Origin of the sequence: Tardiphaga sp. 285_C5_N1_2, assembly GCF_052076065.1 — a bacterium.
GTDB classification, from domain to species: Bacteria; Pseudomonadota; Alphaproteobacteria; order Rhizobiales; family Xanthobacteraceae; genus Tardiphaga; species Tardiphaga robiniae.
The window spans coordinates 5,673,962-5,690,452 of sequence record NZ_CP197241.1 but is presented as its reverse complement, the minus strand read 5'-3'; the positions used below and the strand labels follow the sequence as shown (position 1 = coordinate 5,690,452).

General features: G+C 62.1%; 15 protein-coding genes, 1 tRNA gene and 1 riboswitch. Of the genes, 7 read left to right on the top strand and 9 right to left on the bottom strand.

What is annotated here, in order from left to right; translation table 11 throughout:
• Position 1 precedes the first annotated feature (1 nt).
• Positions 2 to 2,290: a TonB-dependent receptor gene (locus AB7951_RS26885; RefSeq protein WP_120287798.1), complete on the bottom strand. Its 2,289-nt coding sequence runs from the start codon at positions 2,288 to 2,290 to the stop codon at positions 2 to 4.
• A 101-nt stretch (positions 2,291 to 2,391) separates the two neighbouring features.
• A riboswitch (cobalamin riboswitch) is annotated at positions 2,392 to 2,581 on the bottom strand.
• Between the two features lie 145 nt (positions 2,582 to 2,726).
• Here AB7951_RS26885 and AB7951_RS26880 point away from each other — a divergent pair.
• A complete protein-coding gene (locus AB7951_RS26880; protein ID WP_120287799.1) occupies positions 2,727 to 4,280 on the top strand; it encodes an alkaline phosphatase D family protein in 1,554 nt (517 codons plus the stop codon).
• Positions 4,281 to 4,512: 232 nt separating this feature from the next.
• Complete coding sequence (typA, locus tag AB7951_RS26875) at positions 4,513 to 6,336, top strand: translational GTPase TypA (protein WP_089266528.1); 1,824 nt, start codon at positions 4,513 to 4,515, stop codon at positions 6,334 to 6,336.
• Between the two features lie 178 nt (positions 6,337 to 6,514).
• Here the strand turns inward: typA and maiA are convergent, their stop codons facing one another.
• On the bottom strand, positions 6,515 to 7,192 hold the full coding sequence (gene maiA / locus AB7951_RS26870) for a maleylacetoacetate isomerase (protein WP_120287800.1): 678 nt from the start codon (positions 7,190 to 7,192) through the stop codon (positions 6,515 to 6,517).
• A gap of 93 nt (positions 7,193 to 7,285) precedes the next feature.
• Between maiA and AB7951_RS26865 the strand changes: the two genes are divergently transcribed.
• Positions 7,286 to 8,539 carry an NAD(P)/FAD-dependent oxidoreductase gene (locus AB7951_RS26865; RefSeq protein ID WP_120288104.1) on the top strand — a complete coding sequence of 418 codons (1,254 nt, stop codon included), beginning with the start codon at positions 7,286 to 7,288 and terminating at the stop codon, positions 8,537 to 8,539.
• Positions 8,540 to 8,547: 8 nt separating this feature from the next.
• On the opposite strand, the gene AB7951_RS26860 is transcribed toward AB7951_RS26865, so the two are convergent.
• Positions 8,548 to 8,958: a DCC1-like thiol-disulfide oxidoreductase family protein gene (locus AB7951_RS26860; protein ID WP_120287801.1), complete on the bottom strand. Its 411-nt coding sequence runs from the start codon at positions 8,956 to 8,958 to the stop codon at positions 8,548 to 8,550.
• A 34-nt stretch (positions 8,959 to 8,992) separates the two neighbouring features.
• Positions 8,993 to 9,877 carry an alpha/beta fold hydrolase gene (locus AB7951_RS26855; RefSeq protein WP_120287802.1) on the bottom strand — a complete coding sequence of 295 codons (885 nt, stop codon included), beginning with the start codon at positions 9,875 to 9,877 and terminating at the stop codon, positions 8,993 to 8,995.
• 279 nt (positions 9,878 to 10,156) lie between these two features.
• On the opposite strand from AB7951_RS26855, the gene AB7951_RS26850 reads away from it, so the two are divergent.
• The 3 genes from AB7951_RS26850 (at position 10,157) to AB7951_RS26840 (ending at position 12,837) form a co-directional block, all read left to right on the top strand.
• Positions 10,157 to 10,666: a GNAT family N-acetyltransferase gene (locus AB7951_RS26850; RefSeq protein ID WP_068737851.1), complete on the top strand. Its 510-nt coding sequence runs from the start codon at positions 10,157 to 10,159 to the stop codon at positions 10,664 to 10,666.
• 103 nt (positions 10,667 to 10,769) lie between these two features.
• Entirely contained in the window at positions 10,770 to 11,324 is a 555-nt protein-coding gene (gene ppa / locus AB7951_RS26845; RefSeq protein ID WP_089266533.1) for an inorganic diphosphatase, read from the top strand.
• A complete protein-coding gene (locus AB7951_RS26840) occupies positions 11,293 to 12,837 on the top strand; it encodes a M20 family peptidase (protein ID WP_439066939.1) in 1,545 nt (514 codons plus the stop codon). The genes ppa and AB7951_RS26840 overlap by 32 nt, the downstream gene beginning before the upstream one ends.
• A gap of 122 nt (positions 12,838 to 12,959) precedes the next feature.
• On the opposite strand, the gene folD is transcribed toward AB7951_RS26840, so the two are convergent.
• The 3 genes from folD to AB7951_RS26825 are packed head-to-tail and all read right to left on the bottom strand — an operon-like array spanning position 12,960 to position 14,494.
• Entirely contained in the window at positions 12,960 to 13,844 is an 885-nt protein-coding gene (gene folD, locus AB7951_RS26835; protein WP_120287804.1) for a bifunctional methylenetetrahydrofolate dehydrogenase/methenyltetrahydrofolate cyclohydrolase FolD, read from the bottom strand.
• Positions 13,841 to 14,188 carry a DUF167 domain-containing protein gene (locus tag AB7951_RS26830; protein WP_120287805.1) on the bottom strand — a complete coding sequence of 116 codons (348 nt, stop codon included), beginning with the start codon at positions 14,186 to 14,188 and terminating at the stop codon, positions 13,841 to 13,843. Before AB7951_RS26830 ends, folD begins: the two co-directional genes overlap by 4 nt.
• 15 nt (positions 14,189 to 14,203) lie before the next feature.
• A complete protein-coding gene (locus AB7951_RS26825; protein ID WP_068737841.1) occupies positions 14,204 to 14,494 on the bottom strand; it encodes a YggT family protein in 291 nt (96 codons plus the stop codon).
• 196 nt (positions 14,495 to 14,690) lie between these two features.
• On the opposite strand from AB7951_RS26825, the gene AB7951_RS26820 reads away from it, so the two are divergent.
• Positions 14,691 to 14,766 (top strand) — tRNA-Ala (locus AB7951_RS26820).
• 111 nt (positions 14,767 to 14,877) lie between these two features.
• Here the strand turns inward: AB7951_RS26820 and AB7951_RS26815 are convergent.
• Both AB7951_RS26815 and AB7951_RS26810 read right to left on the bottom strand, forming a co-directional pair.
• Positions 14,878 to 15,657 (bottom strand): SDR family NAD(P)-dependent oxidoreductase, encoded by a 780-nt coding sequence (locus AB7951_RS26815; protein WP_089266539.1) that lies wholly within the window; start codon positions 15,655 to 15,657, stop codon positions 14,878 to 14,880.
• A 212-nt stretch (positions 15,658 to 15,869) separates the two neighbouring features.
• On the bottom strand, positions 15,870 to 16,349 hold the full coding sequence (locus tag AB7951_RS26810) for a TerB family tellurite resistance protein (RefSeq protein WP_093757953.1): 480 nt from the start codon (positions 16,347 to 16,349) through the stop codon (positions 15,870 to 15,872).
• Positions 16,350 to 16,491 lie beyond the last annotated feature (142 nt).

Sequence of the window (16,491 nt, the reverse complement as noted above, 5' to 3'; positions counted from 1 at the left end):
CTCAGAACTTCACATTGACGGCGAGCTGAGCCGTGCGCGGCATACCGAGCATCCACTGATTGTCGCTATAGCTCGACGTCGCATAGATCTTGTCGAACAGGTTGTAGATGCGCAGTGACACTGTGGTGTTGACGTCCGGCTTCCACTGCAGGCCCGCATTGACCAGTGTGTAGCTCGGCATCTCCAGCGTGTTGGCACTGTCGGCGAATGTTTTGCCGACAATCTGCACGCCGGCATTGGCCGACCACTTCGGCGCGAAGGCCCACGTCGCCCAGATGTTGGAGACGTTCTGCGGCACGCTTACTGGCACGTTGCCGGCATAGTTGACGTAGATCGGATCTGCGGTGGTGCCGATATTTTGCAAGAAGTTATCATACTTCGCGCGCAGGAACGCGGTGTTGGCATCGATGCGCCAACCATGGTCGAGCACGAAGCCGATCGAGGCCTCGATTCCGCGCGACGACTGCTGGCCGACCTGCAACACCTGTCCGCTAACGTTCGGGTCGCGCGCCAGCAGATTGTTCTTCACGATCTCATAGGCAGCGAGCGTCCACTCGCCGCGGCCGCCCCAGAACGATTGCTTGACGCCGATCTCGGCCTGCTTGCCGGTCGCGAGGTCGAACTTCGCATTGGCGTTGCTCGCCGAGATCAGTCCGCCGACCGTATCCACAGCCGTCGAATACTGGCCATAGAAAGCGAGATTCTGGATGGGCGTATAGACCGCGCCGACGCGCCACGAGGTCGCCGAATAGTCCCGGGTGTAGCTGTTGGCGGGGGTGCGATAGTCGGTTCGTTCGACCGTCGGCTGATCCTGGCGGACGCCTGCGATCAGCGACAACTGTTCAGTGATAGCCAATCGGTTCTCGGCGAAGAACGCGTATTGATTGGCGACGCTCTTGAAGCCGGGAGTGGTCGGGTCCGGGCTGCTGAACAGGCCGGGATCGAAATTATACGGATTGACCGACGAGGACCCGCTAAACGGTGAATTGTTGGTATGCTTGAAGTCGATGCGGTTGACGTCGAAGCCTGCCACGAACGTATTGACCATTCCGAACAGATGGCCCTCGAAGGTGGCGTCCATGCGGTCGCCTATCTGCTGCTGCTGGTGGAAGATCTCGAGATAATCGCCGCGATCGATCAGGCCGGTGCCGGAGTTGAAGCCGTAGATCTCGACCTCCTTCCAGTGGCGCTTCGCATACATATAATAGAGCGTGTTGCGCAGGGTGATGCCGTCACTGATCTGCCACTCGGTCTTTACCTGGCTCCAGCTGTCCTGATAGCGAATGTTGCTGTCGCTGACATTGTAGTTCTTGAAGCGGATCGCCTCATTGAGCTGGCCATTGATCAGCGGCGTGCCGAAATATTTTGACGGATGGCGGTCGCCATAGTCGGTGGAGAGCGTCCAGGTGATGTCCTCGGTCTGCTTGATCTGCACGGCAGCGTGCAGCGCGATGTTCGAGGTGTTGTCGCGATCGACCCAGCCATCGGACGCGTTGCCGGTGACGGCGATGCGATAGGCGACGTCCTTGCTGACCGGGCCGCCGCTATCGAGGGCGATACGGCGCGTCATGTTGCTGTCGAGCGAGATTTCAGCCTGGTTGCGCGGCACCCAGAGCGGCAGTTTTGAAATCACGTTGATAGCGCCGCCGATGGCGCCTTCGCCGTACATGACGGAGGCCGGGCCGCGCAGGACTTCGATCTTCTCGGCGGTCCAGGTGTCGAAGGGGAAGTTCACCGTTCCGGAGCCGACATAGAGGCGCGTGCCGTCATAAAGCGAAGTAACGGACCCACTGCCGGCGAAGCCGCGGGTGCTGAAAGCGATGCCGCCATTGCCGGGTTCGCCGATGGCCGTGAAGCCGGTGGCGTTCTGCGTGACGGCGTCGACCACGTTCTGCTGGCCGCGTTCGGCCATGGTTTCTGCCGATATCACCTCTACGCTGGCCGGCGTCTGCAGGCGCGTCAGGCCAAGGCGGCTCCCCGTCGATGTCGTGCCGGTGAGGTTGAGCGTCGGCGCTGCGAAGACGGGGCCTGTCGGCGTGGCAACCGGCGCGCCGGTATTGGCGGCGACATTGCGCTGCTGGCGTGAGCGTGCAGCGCGCGATGCATTGCCGTTCGTGGTGCGGCGCGCGCGTTGAGGTGTCGCTGACGGCTGAACGACAACAGGATCGAGCGTCTGGCTCGACTGTGTGGTTTGCGACCAGCTTTCGCTCGGACACAACAAGTAGGAGAGAGCAACAGAATAAAGAAAGGGAGTATGTCGCTTCAATGCGACGGGAGAAACGGAGGTCATGAACAGGACTCGCGGTTACGTGGCACGTCACCGCAAACCAAGTCGCCCCGCCCAAACAGGCAGTGTGACTTCCACCAGGACACCCCGCCCAATGTGCTCGCGTGTGACCACGACTGGCGGCAGGTCTCCTGGCTCGCGGGTCAATGCCTGTCGCCGCCTTCCCAGGTGAACACCCAGTGGCTCTTGGCGCAGGCTCGCCGCTTACAGTTGCGGGGGCAGCCGCGGAATCGGGGGATCCCCCTCACCGCATTCCCTTTTGATCCCCGAAGGGAACCGTCGCGTTCACGTTAAGGTGAAATTTCCAAATGTGTCAATCAAGCTGCCAGCCATTCGCAACTTGCTTTGGCGGGTGTTGATATTGCGCATCACCTGTCATCGCAGCGTCAAGTGTTCTGCCTAGCACCACGGGTGCCAGAGCCAGGATCAGGAGTTCGCCATGGCGCTACGTATCTCCCGCCGTCGTTTTCTCGCGCACTCAGCCGCAGTAGGCGCAAGCTTCCTGGCTATGCCTTACCTCAGCCGCGCGGCGGATCGCCCGGTCGTGTCGCATGGCGTGCAGTCCGGCGATGTCGGGACGAGCAGCGGCATGATCTGGTCGCGCGCGGATCGGCCGGCGCAGATGATGGTGGAAGTCGCCACTACCGAATCCTTCAGCAATGCGCGCATGTTGCCGGCTATCACGGCGCTGCCCGAGAGCGATTTCACGGCGAAGCTGCTGCTCGATAATCTGCCGGCCGGGCAGGATATCTTCTACCGCGTCAAATTCCGCGATCTCTCGCATACCGAGATCGTCGGCGAGCCGGTGATCGGTCGCTTCCGCACCGCGCCAGCGGATCGCCGCGATGTGTCCTTTGTTTGGGGCGGCGATGTCGCCGGACAGGGCTGGGGAATCAATGCCGAGGATGGCGGCATGGTCACCTATGCCACCATGCGCAACCACAACCCGGATTTCCTGATCCATTCCGGCGATACGATCTACGCCGATGGTCCGATCCTGCCTGAAACGAAACTGCCTGACGGCACGATCTGGAAGAACACCATCACGGTGCCGGAGAAGGCGAAGGTCGCCGAAACGCTCGATGAATTCCGCGCCGCGCACAAATACAATCTGCTCGACGACAATGTTCGCGCCTTCAATGCGCAGGTGCCGATCTTCGGCCAGTGGGACGATCATGAAGTCACCAACAACTGGTCGCTCTCGAAGCAGTTGCCGTCGTCTTACAAGGAGCGCGACATCACGCTGCTGGCTGCGCGCGGCGCCCGTGCCTTTCACGAGATGTATCCGATCTCGGTCAATCCGGCCGAACCCGGCCGCGTCTATCGCACGCTCAATTACGGCCCGCATCTCGATGTCTTCATGCTGGACGAGCGCAGCTATCGCGGGCCCAACGGCCCGAACCTGCAGGAGAGCTATGGTCCCGATGCGTATTTCATCGGTCCGGAGCAGATGGCCTGGCTGAAGCGCGCATTGATGGCCTCGAAGGCGACCTGGAAGGTCATCGCCTCGGATATGCCGATCGGCCTCGTCGTCTATGACAACGCCGCCGACAAAACCGGGTCTGAGGCCATCGCGCAGGGCGACGGACCAGTGCGGGGCCGCGAGCTGGAAATCGCCGATATCCTGCGCTTCATCAAATCGGCCGGTATCCGCAACACGGTCTGGCTGACCGCCGACGTGCATTACACGGCGGCGCATTACTACAATCCGGAAAAGGCGCAGTTTCAGGATTTCGAGCCGTTCTGGGAGTTCGTTTCGGGCCCGTTTCACGCCGGAACCTTCGGCCCGGCGGCGCTCGACAATACCTTCGGTCCCGAGGTCCGTTTCGTGAAGGCGCCGGGGCCCGATAAGCAGAATTTGCCCCCGTCGGCCGGCATGCAGTTCTTCGGTCACGTCAAAATCGACGGCCAAAGCGGCCAAATGACCGTTACCTTGCGGGATCGGGCCGATATGGCCCTTTGGGCCACGGTTCTGGACCCGAAATTGGGCTAACCATTTGGCAGATTCGCATTGTTTTTCGGCGATTTCCCCCTATATTGCGCCGCAACGCGTCCGAGTACCCGGCCCCTTCTGGCCGGGTTTGCTTTTGGAGGGATTGCCCCAGCGCGTTTTCAGACGAGGCAGTTATCGAACGCGCTCGAGCGCAAGGCATAAGCCTTTTGTTGTCGAGCATGTCTTGTTGAACCCGCTCAAGGGCACCCAGACCGTAACCAGAAGAAGACCTATGAACCTTCGCAACATTGCTATCATCGCCCACGTTGACCACGGCAAAACCACTCTCGTGGACAAGCTGCTGCAGCAGTCGGGCACGTATCGCGACAATCAGCGCGTCCAGGAACGCGCGATGGATTCGAACGACATCGAAAAAGAGCGCGGCATCACCATTCTCGCCAAGTGCACCTCGGTGCTGTGGGATGAAGTCCAGATCAACATCGTCGACACCCCGGGCCACGCTGACTTCGGCGGCGAAGTCGAACGCATCCTGTCGATGGTCGATGGCGTGATCGTGCTCGTCGACGCCGCTGAAGGCCCGATGCCGCAGACCAAGTTCGTGGTCGGCAAGGCGCTGAAGCTCGGCCTCAAGCCGATCGTCGCGATCAACAAGGTCGACCGTCAGGACGCCCGCATCACCGAAGTCGTCAACGAAGTGTTCGACCTGTTCGCAGCGCTCGACGCCACCGACGACCAGCTCGATTTCCCGATTCTGTACGGATCGGGCCGCAACGGCTGGATGGCCGACAGCCCGGACGCGTCGCATGATGTCGGCATGAAGCCGCTGTTCGATCTCGTCATCAAGCATGTCGCGCCGCCGGTGGTCGAAGAAGGTGCGTTCCGCATGCTCGGCACCATCCTCGAAGCCAACCCCTATCTCGGCCGTATCATCACCGGCCGTATCTCGGCGGGCTCGGTGAAGCCGAACCAGGCCGTCAAAGTGCTGTCGCGTGACGGTAAGGTCGTCGAAACCGGCCGTATCACCAAGATCCTGGCCTTCCGCGGCCTCGAGCGCCAGCCGGTGGAACTCGCCGAAGCCGGCGACATCGTTGCCATCGCCGGCCTGCCGAAGGGCACGGTCGCCGATACCTTCTGCGATCCGTCGGTTGAAATTCCGATCCAGGCGCAGCCGATCGATCCGCCGACCGTGTCGATGTCCTTCATCGTCAACAACTCGCCGCTCGCCGGCACCGAAGGCGACAAGGTCACCAGCCGCCTGATCCGCGATCGCCTGTTGCGCGAAGCCGAAGGCAATGTCGCGCTCAAGGTCGTCGAATCCGCCGATCGTGACGCGATGGAAGTGTCGGGCCGCGGCGAATTGCAGCTCGCGATCCTGATCGAGAACATGCGCCGCGAAGGCTTCGAACTGTCGGTGTCGCGTCCGCGCGTGGTTCTTACCAAGGACGAAAACGGCAACACGCTGGAGCCGGTCGAGGAAGTCGTCATCGACGTCGATGAGGAATTCTCCGGCGTGGTCGTTCAGAAGATGAGCGAACGCAAGGCCGAGATGATCGAGATGCGTCCGTCGGGCGGCAACCGCCTGCGTCTGGTGTTCTACGCGCCGACCCGCGGCCTGATCGGCTATCAGGGCGAACTCATGACCGATACCAAGGGTACCGCGATCATGAACCGCCTGTTCCACGACTACCTGCCCTATAAGGGCGAGATCGCCGGCCGCCGTAATGGCGTGCTGATCTCCAACGACCAGGGTGAAGCGGTGGCCTATGCCATGTTCAAGCTGGAAGATCGCGGCCCGATGATGATCGAGCCGGGCTGGAAGGTCTACAAGGGCATGATCATCGGCGAGCACACCCGCGAGAACGATCTCGAACTCAACGTTCTCAAGGGCAAGCAGCTCTCCAACATCCGCACCACGTCGAAGGACGAAGCGGTGCGTTTGACGCCGCCGATCCGCATGACCCTCGAAAAGGCGCTGGCCTATATCGAGAGCGACGAGCTGGTCGAGATCACCCCGAAGTCAATCCGCCTGCGCAAGAAGCATCTCGATGCCAACGACCGCAAGCGCGCCGAAAAGACCAAGGAAGTGATCGCGTAAGCGATCGGCTTTTGACTGACTGTTATGAAAATGCCCGGCGAGAGCCGGGCATTTTTGTTTGGTGCGATGCCTTCACTCCGTCCCTCATGGTGAGGAGGCGCGCAGCGCCGTCTCGAACCATGAGTTGGTGTCGCGCCGACGCTTGTGGCCATCCTTCGAGACGCCGCTGCGCGGCTCCTCAGGATGAGGGCGGCGTCGCCGGCGCCCCCTGTTGCTTCAACGGATCGGCCTTCGCAAACGCCTCCATCGCCTCGCAGGTGGCGACGATGCGGTCGATGGTCGGGATGCCTGCAATTTCGATCTTCAGCACCTTCATGGTTGCGGTGATGCTGAGCAGACAGATGTCGGCGATGGTCACTTCGTCGCCATGACAGAAGCGGCCGGTGGCGGGTTCGCTGGCGAGGCGCTCTTCCACGGCGGCGAGGCCCGTGGTGAACCAGTGTACCAGCCATGCGCGAACTGCGGCATCGTCAAAGCCGGCGGTGATGGCGAGATATTTGCGCACACGCGGCGTAATGAGCGGGTGGGTGTCGGCAGCCAGCATCGCGGCGATCGAACGCACCCGGGCGCGGCCGTGTGGATCGCTCGGCAGCAGCGGCGGGGTCGGATGGATCTCGTCGAGGAATTCCAGGATCGCCAGCGACTGCGTCAGCGGCAGGTGGCCGGGCTCGATCAGGGCCGGAATCGCGCCGAGCGGATTGATCTTGAGGAACGCGTCGCCGCGCTGCTCGCCCTTGTCGAGGTCGATCACGCGCTCGTGCGCTTCCAATCCCTTCAGGTTGAGCGCCACGCGGACGCGATAGGTCGCGGACGTCCGCCAGAAGCCGTAGAGTTCGAAATCGCGTGGGGCTGTCATGCATCTTCTCCGAGGGCAGCGGTGGCTTGAATAATTCAAGCAAGCCTTTATCCCGTTGTCACCCGTTTCCCATCCGCTGTGAATACCGACGCGATGACTAAACTGCCTTCCGAAGTAGATGTCGCCATCATCGGAGCCGGCGCTGCCGGCCTCGGCGCCGCGCGTATGCTGGAAGGTTCCGGGCTCTCCGTGATCGTGCTGGAAGCGCGCGACCGGATCGGCGGCCGTGCCCATACGATCATGGCGGCACCCGGCATTCCGTTCGATCTGGGCTGTGAATGGCTGCACTCCGCCGACAAGAATGACTTCGTCGGCATCGCGAAAGAGCTCGGCTTCGCCGTCGACAAGTCGCGCCCGCCGTGGCGCGATCAGGCCTATGACGCCGCCTTCTCGAAGGCGAAGCGCGATGAGTTCTTCGCCGCGATCGACGCGTTCTATGAGCGCGCCGAGGAGGCCGCAGAAAACGAGATCGATGCGCCGGCGGCGACATGCCTTGAGCCCGGCAATCCATGGAATCCGATGATCGATGCGGTCTCGACCTATATCAACGGTTTCGAGCTCAAGGATGTGTCGCTGCACGACATGGATGCCTATGAGGACACGGACATCAACTGGCGCCTGCCCGATGGCTATGGCGCGCTGATTGCAGCCTATGGCGCGCCGTGTCCGGTGGCGCTGAAGACCGAAGTGAGAGTCATCGATCATTCCGGCGCGCGCATCCGCATCGAGACGTCGCGCGGCACGCTCAGCGCGGCGAAAGTGATCGTCTGCGTGCCGACCAATCTCATCGCCAATGAAAATATCCGCTTCACGCCGCCGTTGCCCAGCAAGGTCGAGGCCGCCGCGGGCCTGCCGCTCGGCGCCGACAACAAGGTAATGCTGGCGCTCTCCGATGCGGAGAAGTGGCCCTCCGATATCGGGTTGCGCGGCGCCGCCCTGCGCACCGGTGTCGGCAGCTTTCATCTGCGCCCGTCCGGCCGCCCCTGCATCGCCGGCTTTTTCGGGGGCAGTTTCGCACGCGACCTGGAAGACGCGGGCGAGGGTGCACTCGCCGCGCAAAGCATCGACGAGATCGTGGCACTGCTCGGCTCAGACATCCGCAGCAAGCTCACGCCGCTCGCGGAATCCCGCTGGGGTCACGACCGCTTCGCGCAAGGTGCCTATTCGGCGGCGAAGCCCGGCCATGCCGATGCCCGCGCGGTTCTCGCGGCGCCAGTGGATGGCAGGCTGTTCTTTGCCGGCGAAGCGACATCGCCGAATTTCTTCTCGACGGCGCATGGGGCGCGGGAGAGTGGAGAGCGGGCGGCGAAGGAAGTGCTGGCCACAGGCAACCAGAGCAAAGCGTAGACGCTCGCTTACTCCATCACCCTTGCCCTCATCCCCGCATCCGGCACGATACACGCCTCGGTCTTTCCGAAGATGCGATAGCGGTTCGTTGCGATCAGGCTGTAGACCGGATTGCGCAGCGCCTTTGGCACCGCGAACAGCACGCGCACCCATTGCCAGCCGGGCAGCGTCGACAGCACCGTCAGCGCCGCATCGGATCTGACATAAGCCACGCCGCCATGGATCACCGCATTGGTGTCGGGATCGGCGGGATCGATGCCGAAATGGCGGGCGAGGCGGCTGCCATAGTCGGACTGGATCGGGGTGAAGCGGAAGCGATGATCAGTGTCGCGTTTGGCGACGAACTGGATCCAGCGCGAGCAGAAGATACAGACGCCGTCATAGAGGATGACGTCGTCGTCGGGCCAGGGCTCGGTCACTGCACTGTCTACTCCGGTTGCGCAGGTTTGCGCGTCATCGCTTCCTCGCCGTGATGGCCTTCAAAGCCTTGTCCAGCGCAGCACCATAGATGTCGTCACCGCCGTCGCTTTCCGCAAGCCAGTGGCCTTCGTTGTGGAAGGCCGGCAGTTCATGAAAATCGACTCTGTCGCCGCCTTTGCGAAACGCATCGGCGAGCTGACGTGACAGGGCCGGCGAAAAATAGCTGTCATTGCGCGCAACGAGCCAGATCACTGGTGTGTGCGCCGTCTGTCCGAAGGTTGCGGCAGCGGCGATCAGGCGCTGCGGCGCGCAGACGTCATTCGGCCGGTCATTGGCATGGCCGCCGCGTCCGGGGGCAAAGGCAATGATCGCTCTGACGCCTTGCGGATTGGCGCCGGCCATGGCGAGCGCGCCCCAGCCGCCCGCGGAATGGCCGACGACGATCGTGCCGTCGCTGCGAATGAAGGGTTGTTTGCGAATGTCAGTCATCGCTGCGGCGATACTATCCGCCGTGGCGCGGCCGGCGCCGAGATAGTCGGCATTGTCGCAGCCGCCCTGGTCTTCGAGATAACGCCCGCCGGTTAAGCCATGGCCGGGGCGCTCGGGCACCAGCACGGCGTAGCCACGCCCAACGAACCAGGAGGCCAGTGCGCGATATTCCGGTTGCGGCATCTGCGCGCGGCGCAGCGCATTCTGCGTGGTGGCATGCGCAATGACAGCGAGCGGGAACGGGCCATTGCCGGGTGGGCGGAAAAGCACCGCGCGGGAACTGGTATTTGGATCGGGCGACGCTACCGACCAGACCTGCCGGCGATGCGGCGCTTCTTCCGGGGCCTGCCCGCCTGATGTCTGGGCTGCGGCAGTAGCGGCGCTTCCGAGCAATGCAGCCAGCAGGCAAAGCGCTTGGACGTGTTTCATGAGCGCTCAGGGACTTTCGTGCGGACGCAATGCCTGTCGAACTCTACACGCCGCGAATCACATCGATGCAGTTGTGCACATCGATACGCGTGTGCAACTGCGACACGACTCGCGCGATACGTGCCAGCAGTGGAAAACATGGCGTTCGGCGCGCATTGGATGCAGCTCTGTCCTTTTTCGATACAACTCTTTCGGTAAACTGATGCTGAAAATCCACACGTTAACCGATAATTAACGATGGACCTTGAAGAGCGCCCGCCGACTTGCTTTGATCCCCTCATGAGCACAACCCTGATCGAGGTTCGGCCGGCCAAAGCTGCGGATGCAGCCGCGGTGGCGTCCACCCATGACGAAGCCTGGCGCGCGGCCTATCAAGGTCTCATCCCGGGCCCCGAATTGGAAAAGCTGATCAACCGCCGCGGTCCCGGCTGGTGGGATTCCGCGATCCGCAAGGGCAGCCGCGTCAGCGTTTTGTGCTTCGGTGACAAGGTCGCCGGCTACGCCAATTACGGTCGCAACCGCGCCCGCAGCCTGCAGTTCGAAGGCGAGATCTACGAACTTTACCTGCGTCCGGAATTTCAGGGCCTCGGCTTCGGCCGCCGGCTGTTCGCCTCCGCCAAGCGCGATCTCGTGCAGAGCGGGCTGAAGAGCATGGTGATCTGGGCGCTGTCGGACAATGAGGGCGCCACGGAGTTCTACCGCGCTCTGGGTGGCCGCATGGTGGCCCGTTCCTCGGAGCGTTTCGGCGCAAAATCGCTCGATAAAGTGGCATTCGCCTGGACGAATTAAGCCATTAAGCCGGTTCATGATTTTCTGGTCTCGCAGGCGTTGAATCCGGGCTCTCGCTCGGCTACGCCTGTCGCAACCTGTCCTATGAAATCTGGAGTGTTTGATGCGTCTTGACGCAATCCCGCTCGGCGCCAAGGCGCCGCATGAAGTGAACGTCGTCATCGAGGTCCAGGTGGGCGGCGAGCCCATCAAATATGAGATGGACAAGGAATCCGGCGCACTGTTCGTCGATCGCTTCCTCTACACCCCGATGCGCTACCCGGGGAATTACGGTTTCATCCCGCACACTTTGTCCGGCGATGGCGACCCCTGTGACGTGCTGATCGCCAACACCCGCGCCATCGTGCCGGGCGCCGTGATGAGCGTGCGTCCCGTCGGCGTGCTGTTGATGGAAGACGAAGGCGGCCTCGATGAGAAGATCATCGCGGTGCCGACCTCGAAGCTGACCCAGCGCTACGACAAGGTGAAGAACTACAGCGATCTGCCTGAGATCACGTTGCAGCAGATCCAGCACTTCTTCGAGCACTACAAGGATCTCGAGCCCGGCAAGTGGGTGAAGGTGGTGCGCTGGGGCGACGCCGCCGATGCGCAGCGCCTGATCCTCGAAGGGATCGAGCGCGCCAAATCTGCAAAAGAATCGGCCGCCAAGACCAAGTAACAGAGACCGGCGTAGCAGAAGGGGACTTCCGATGCGCCGATGGATCAAACGACTTCGAACGGCCGCGCTGATTGTCATCGCGGCCGTTCTGCTGCTTGCGGGCATCGTTCTCGTCAAGACGTTCAGTGGGGGATCGCGGCAGCTGCAGGTGAGTGCGGCCGCGAAAGCGCCCGTCGATGAGCAGGCGGCCGCAGAGCGCCTTGCAGAGGCGATCCGCTTTCCGACCATTTCCAATTTTCTCAATCCCGATCAGGCTGCCGAACCGCTGCGCGCGATGCAGGCGCATCTGGTGGCGAGCTTCCCGGCCTTCCACGCCGTGGCGAAGCGCGAAGTCGTCGGCAACTACAGTTTGCTCTACACATGGGAAGGCAACGATCCCGCCTTGAAGCCGATTGCGCTGCTGGCGCATCAGGATGTCGTGCCCGTCGCACCGGGCACCGAGAAAGACTGGCAGCAACCGCCCTTCAAGGGCGTCGTCGCCGATGGCTTCATCTGGGGCCGTGGCTCCTGGGACGACAAGGGTAATCTGTATTCAATCCTCGAGGCCGCCGAGGTGATGGCGAAGCAGGGTTTCCGCCCCAAGCGCACCATCTATTTCGCCTTCGGCCATGACGAGGAAGTCTCCGGCACCCGCGGCGCAAGGGCGATCGCGGCGCTGCTGACGTCGCGTGGCGTCAAGCTCGACTTCGTGCTCGATGAAGGCCTGCTTATTACTGAAGGCATCCTGAAGGGTCTCGACAAACCGATGGCGCTGATCGGCGTCGCCGAGAAGGGCTATGCGACGCTAGTGCTGACAGCGCATGGCACGCCCGGTCATTCGTCGATGCCGCCGCGCGAAACCGCCATCGGCATGATGAGCGCGGCGCTGACGCAGCTCGAAAACAAGCGTCTGCCGATGCAAATACGCGGCACCGTCGGCGAGATGTTCGATACGATCGCGCCGGAAATGAGCGGCTTCAACCGCGTGGTGCTGTCAAATCTATGGCTGTTCAAACCGCTGCTGTTGCGCGAATTCGAGAAAAGCGGTCCGACCGAGGCAACGGTGCGCACGACCACGGCGCTGACGATCTTCAAGGCCGGCGAGCAGGACAATGTGCTGCCGGGCAATGCCGAGGCGACGGTGAATTTCCGGCTGTTGCCTGGCGATACACAGGCCAGCGTTACCGAACATGTGCGCAGCGCAGTCAGCAACGACAAGATTTCGATTGCGCCATTCCCCGGCAATACCGATCCGCCTCCGGTGACCGGCACGGCCAGCGCGTCCTATCGCGCGCTCAATCAGACCATTCGCGAGATCTTCCCCGATGCGCTGGTGGCGCCTGGTCTGATGGTGGCGGCGACGGACTCCCGGCACTACACGGACGTCACCGACAACATCTTCCGCTTCTCGCCGGTGCGCGCGACGTCGGAAGACCTCAAGCGCTTCCACGGCACCAATGAACGGCTGAGCGTGGCGAATTACGCCGACATGATCCGATTCTACCGACGGTTGATCGAGAATACGGCGAAGTAAGAGTTCTGCGTCGACCCCTCAGCCGTCATTGCGAGCGCAGCGAAGCAATCCAGAAAGCCAAGAACTGGATTGCTTCGTCGCAAGGCTCCTCGCAATGACGTGGATGGGCCGGAGCGAGCGCTTTAAACCGCCGGCGCCGGCAGCTTGTGGATCGCGCATGCCGCACGCAACGTATTCACCAGCAGACATGCCACGGTCATCTGGCCGACACCGCCGGGCACCGGCGTGATCGCGCCGGCGGTCTTCAGCGCTTCCTGATAGGCCACGTCGCCGACGAGGCGCGTCTTGCCTTCGGCACCGGGCAGCCGATTGATGCCGACATCGATCACGGTCGCGCCGGGCTTGATCCAGTCACCGTGCACCATTTCAGGGCGGCCCACTGCAGCATAGACCAGATCGGCCTGCGCGCAGAGCTTGGCGAGATCGCGCGACTTCGAATGCGCGATCGTCACCGTGGCGTTTTCATTGAGCAGCAGCTGCACCAAGGGACGGCCGACCAGATTGGAGCGGCCGATCACGATGGCATTCATGCCTTCCAGAGATTTGTGGACGCTCTTGGTCAGGATGATGCAGCCGAGCGGCGTGCAAGGCGACAGTGCGGGCATGCCGCTGGCAAGGCGTCCGGCATTGGTCGGGTGGAGGCCATCGACATCCTTGGCGGGATCGATGGCGTTGACCACAGCGTCGGTATCGAACCCCTTCGGCAGCGGCAGCTGCACGAGAATGCCGTGCACGGTGGGATCGGCATTCAGCTTCTGTACCAACGCGATCAGATCAGCCTGGGCCACATCGGCCGGCAGCTTGTGCTCGAAGGAGGCCATGCCGGCTTCCTGGGTCTGCTTGTGCTTGCTGCGCACATAGACCTCGCTGGCAGGATCGCTGCCGACCAGCACGACGGCGAGGCCGGGCGTCACGCCATGTTCGGCTTTGACGCGCGCGACTTCGGCGGCGACGCGGCCGCGCAATTCGGCGGCAATGATCTTTCCATCGATGATGCTGGCGGTCATGTGTCGGTCCTGTCGTCAGTGTCGTCGGGCATTGCTGCAGTGATACTGCGTAGCATCGCACCCAGTTGCGTCGGGTCGCCGTCGACCGCGATCTGTTTCACGCGCGACGTGGTGCCGGACAGCACGCGCACATCGCGCTTGGGCACGCCGAGCCGCTTGGAGAGCAGTTCGGTCACGGCGCGGTTCGCTTCGCCGCCCTCGGCGACGGCACGAACGCGCACCTTCACTACCGAACGGCCATTGGCCATGGTCTCGATTCCGTCAATGTCGTCGCGTCCGCCGCGTGGCGTCACACGCACGGCGATGCTGACACCGTCAGTCGCGTAGCGCCAGGGATCTGCCACGAACCCAGCGGCCGATCAGAAGACGCTGGGATAGATGTAGTAGGTGATCACCCGCTGCAGGAACATGATGATCAGGATCAGGATGATCGGCGAGATATCGAGACCGCCGAGGCTCGGCAGCATCCTGCGGATCGGCGCCAGCACGGGCTCGGTGATCCGGAACAGGAATTCGGCGATCGCGGAGACGAACTGGTTGCGGGTGTTGACGACGTTGAAGGCGATCAGCCAGGACAGGATCGCCGAGGCGATCAGCAGCCAGACATAGAGATCGAGAATGATCAGCACGATATCGAGAACGGCGCGCATGGCGGGGATGGCTCGCGGGTTAGGTCGCGGATTCGACTGTCCGCTAAATATCGGTTCAGCCCCCCTCAAACAAGGGAAGTTCCGGGCGAAAAGTGCCGGAAAACCGCGCTTTTGCGACGTTCTTGACTTGCCGTTAACGGGGATTGTAAATGACCCCGATTGCTGACCGGATCGCATGGGCGACCCGGTTCGTATCGGGGCCATAGCTCAGCTGGGAGAGCGCGTCGTTCGCAATGACGAGGTCGGCGGTTCGATCCCGCCTGGCTCCACCATCCTTCGCTTGCTTCGCAAGCTCCGGCTCGGCAAGCCACCCTCCCGACCATAAAAAGCGAAGCAAACGAAGGATGTCTCGCCGAAGCCCGCAGGGCGTAGGCGGACCGGATTCACACCCGTCTCAACTGCAACCTTGCCACCGCCCCCGCGATGAAGCCGCGCGGAAAAAGCCGTAGCAGCAGTGGCACGATCTTGATGCCGAGGCCGGGGAAAACTGTGCGCTTATTGGCCATCAGGCCCTGATAGCCCAGCAGGGCGACGTCAGCCGCCGAGACATTGAGGATCGCCGAGTCGAGGCCCGGCGTGAATCCGGCGCGCGCCTGGAATTCCGACGGCACCGGCCCGGGGCACAATGCAGTCACGCGCACACCCTTGGAGCCGAGCTCCTGGCGCAGTGCTTCGGTGAAGGACAGCACATAGGCCTTGCTGGCGTAGTACACGGCCATTCCGGGACCCGGCAAAAAACCCGCGATCGAGCTGAGATTGAGAATGCCGCCCTTGTTGCGGATCAGGCTCTCGGAAAAGCGCAGCGACAGATCCGTCAGTGCGCGCACATTGACCTCAAGCATGCCGAGTTGCCGATCGCGGTCCATGTCGATCGCGCGACCGAACATGCCGAAGCCGGCATTGTTCACGACGTACTCCACCTCGACATCGGCAGCAGCGAGGGCAGCCGCGATCTGGGCGCAGGCGTCGCGCTGTTCGAGATCGCAGGGAATGATGATGGGCGCAGCACCACCGGCAGCAGTGATTTCAGCTGCCAGTGCATTCAGACGCTCGGCACGGCGTGCAACCAGAGCGACGCGATGCTTGTTCGCGGCGAAGATGCGCGCGAACTCGGCGCCAATTCCGGCCGAGGCTCCGGTTATTAACGTCACGCGCTCAGTCACAATAAGGTACTCTTAAAATACGTGAGGACGATTTGCATGCATCTACAGGCGTAATAGGGATATTCGTGATGTGCAAGTCGGAATGACCACCGGAGTACCGTAGGACCTCCAGTTCCCGAGCGTGTAGCAGTGGCATGAATTATCGGGGACCGCGCATTAAACTTTGGTTATGCGTCGTGGTGCCGTCATTTGCCGGTCGGGGCTGCGCCTGCTCAGACAGTCGTATCCGTTGTGGCCGTACCGCCCGCCACGCGTCGTTTGAGCTCCATCCGGTCACGTGATGAAACTGCAAGCAAGTCGGCTGCGCGCCAGACCACATTTTCCTCGAACTCACTGACGCGGCCGTCAGCATAGACCAGCTGCCACATCATCTCGACGAGACGGACACGACCGGGCTCGTCGACCACGCGCATAATGACGCTCGTAAAGTGATAGAGATCGACGGCCTCGCCTTCGACGAGGGTGGCAGCCGAGATGAGCCTGTCAGCCGTGCCGGGATCGAGCTCGAAACGCGACTCGATCAGGCTGTGCAACTTGGCTCTCTCGATAGCTGAGGGCTCACCGTCCAGCGAGATGACGTGAAGCATCAGCGCCGTGGCGGCAAGACGGAAGCCGGTATCGTCGAATGCCTGATTTTCGTGCGCATCGGGAGACACCACGTCGGCAATGAATTGGCGCAGTTTTTCCAGCATTATTCTTTGAACCAGATGATCGCGAGGCCCGCCATGCGGCGAAAGCGCTCGTGCTTTGTGGCGCGAAAATGGAACGCATGCAATGCGGCCGGGTTCCCGAAGCACTGATGACAGTTAAGTAACAATTGAGACGATCGGTAGT

Excerpts from the sequence above, each read along its gene's own strand:
- folD (WP_120287804.1), bottom strand. The coding sequence starts at position 13,844 with ATGACCGCCAGCATCATCGATGGAAAGATCATTGCCGCCGAATTGCGC.
- AB7951_RS26855 (WP_120287802.1), bottom strand. The coding sequence starts at position 9,877 with ATGAAACACGTCCAAGCGCTTTGCCTGCTGGCTGCATTGCTCGGAAGC.
- AB7951_RS26865 (WP_120288104.1), top strand. The coding sequence starts at position 7,286 with ATGACTAAACTGCCTTCCGAAGTAGATGTCGCCATCATCGGAGCCGGC.
- AB7951_RS26885 (WP_120287798.1), bottom strand. The coding sequence starts at position 2,290 with ATGACCTCCGTTTCTCCCGTCGCATTGAAGCGACATACTCCCTTTCTT.
- AB7951_RS26810 (WP_093757953.1), bottom strand. The coding sequence starts at position 16,349 with ATGCTGGAAAAACTGCGCCAATTCATTGCCGACGTGGTGTCTCCCGAT.
- ppa (WP_089266533.1), top strand. The coding sequence starts at position 10,770 with ATGCGTCTTGACGCAATCCCGCTCGGCGCCAAGGCGCCGCATGAAGTG.
- typA (WP_089266528.1), top strand. The coding sequence starts at position 4,513 with ATGAACCTTCGCAACATTGCTATCATCGCCCACGTTGACCACGGCAAA.
- AB7951_RS26850 (WP_068737851.1), top strand. The coding sequence starts at position 10,157 with ATGAGCACAACCCTGATCGAGGTTCGGCCGGCCAAAGCTGCGGATGCA.
- AB7951_RS26825 (WP_068737841.1), bottom strand. The coding sequence starts at position 14,494 with ATGCGCGCCGTTCTCGATATCGTGCTGATCATTCTCGATCTCTATGTC.
- maiA (WP_120287800.1), bottom strand. The coding sequence starts at position 7,192 with ATGACAGCCCCACGCGATTTCGAACTCTACGGCTTCTGGCGGACGTCC.
- AB7951_RS26880 (WP_120287799.1), top strand. The coding sequence starts at position 2,727 with ATGGCGCTACGTATCTCCCGCCGTCGTTTTCTCGCGCACTCAGCCGCA.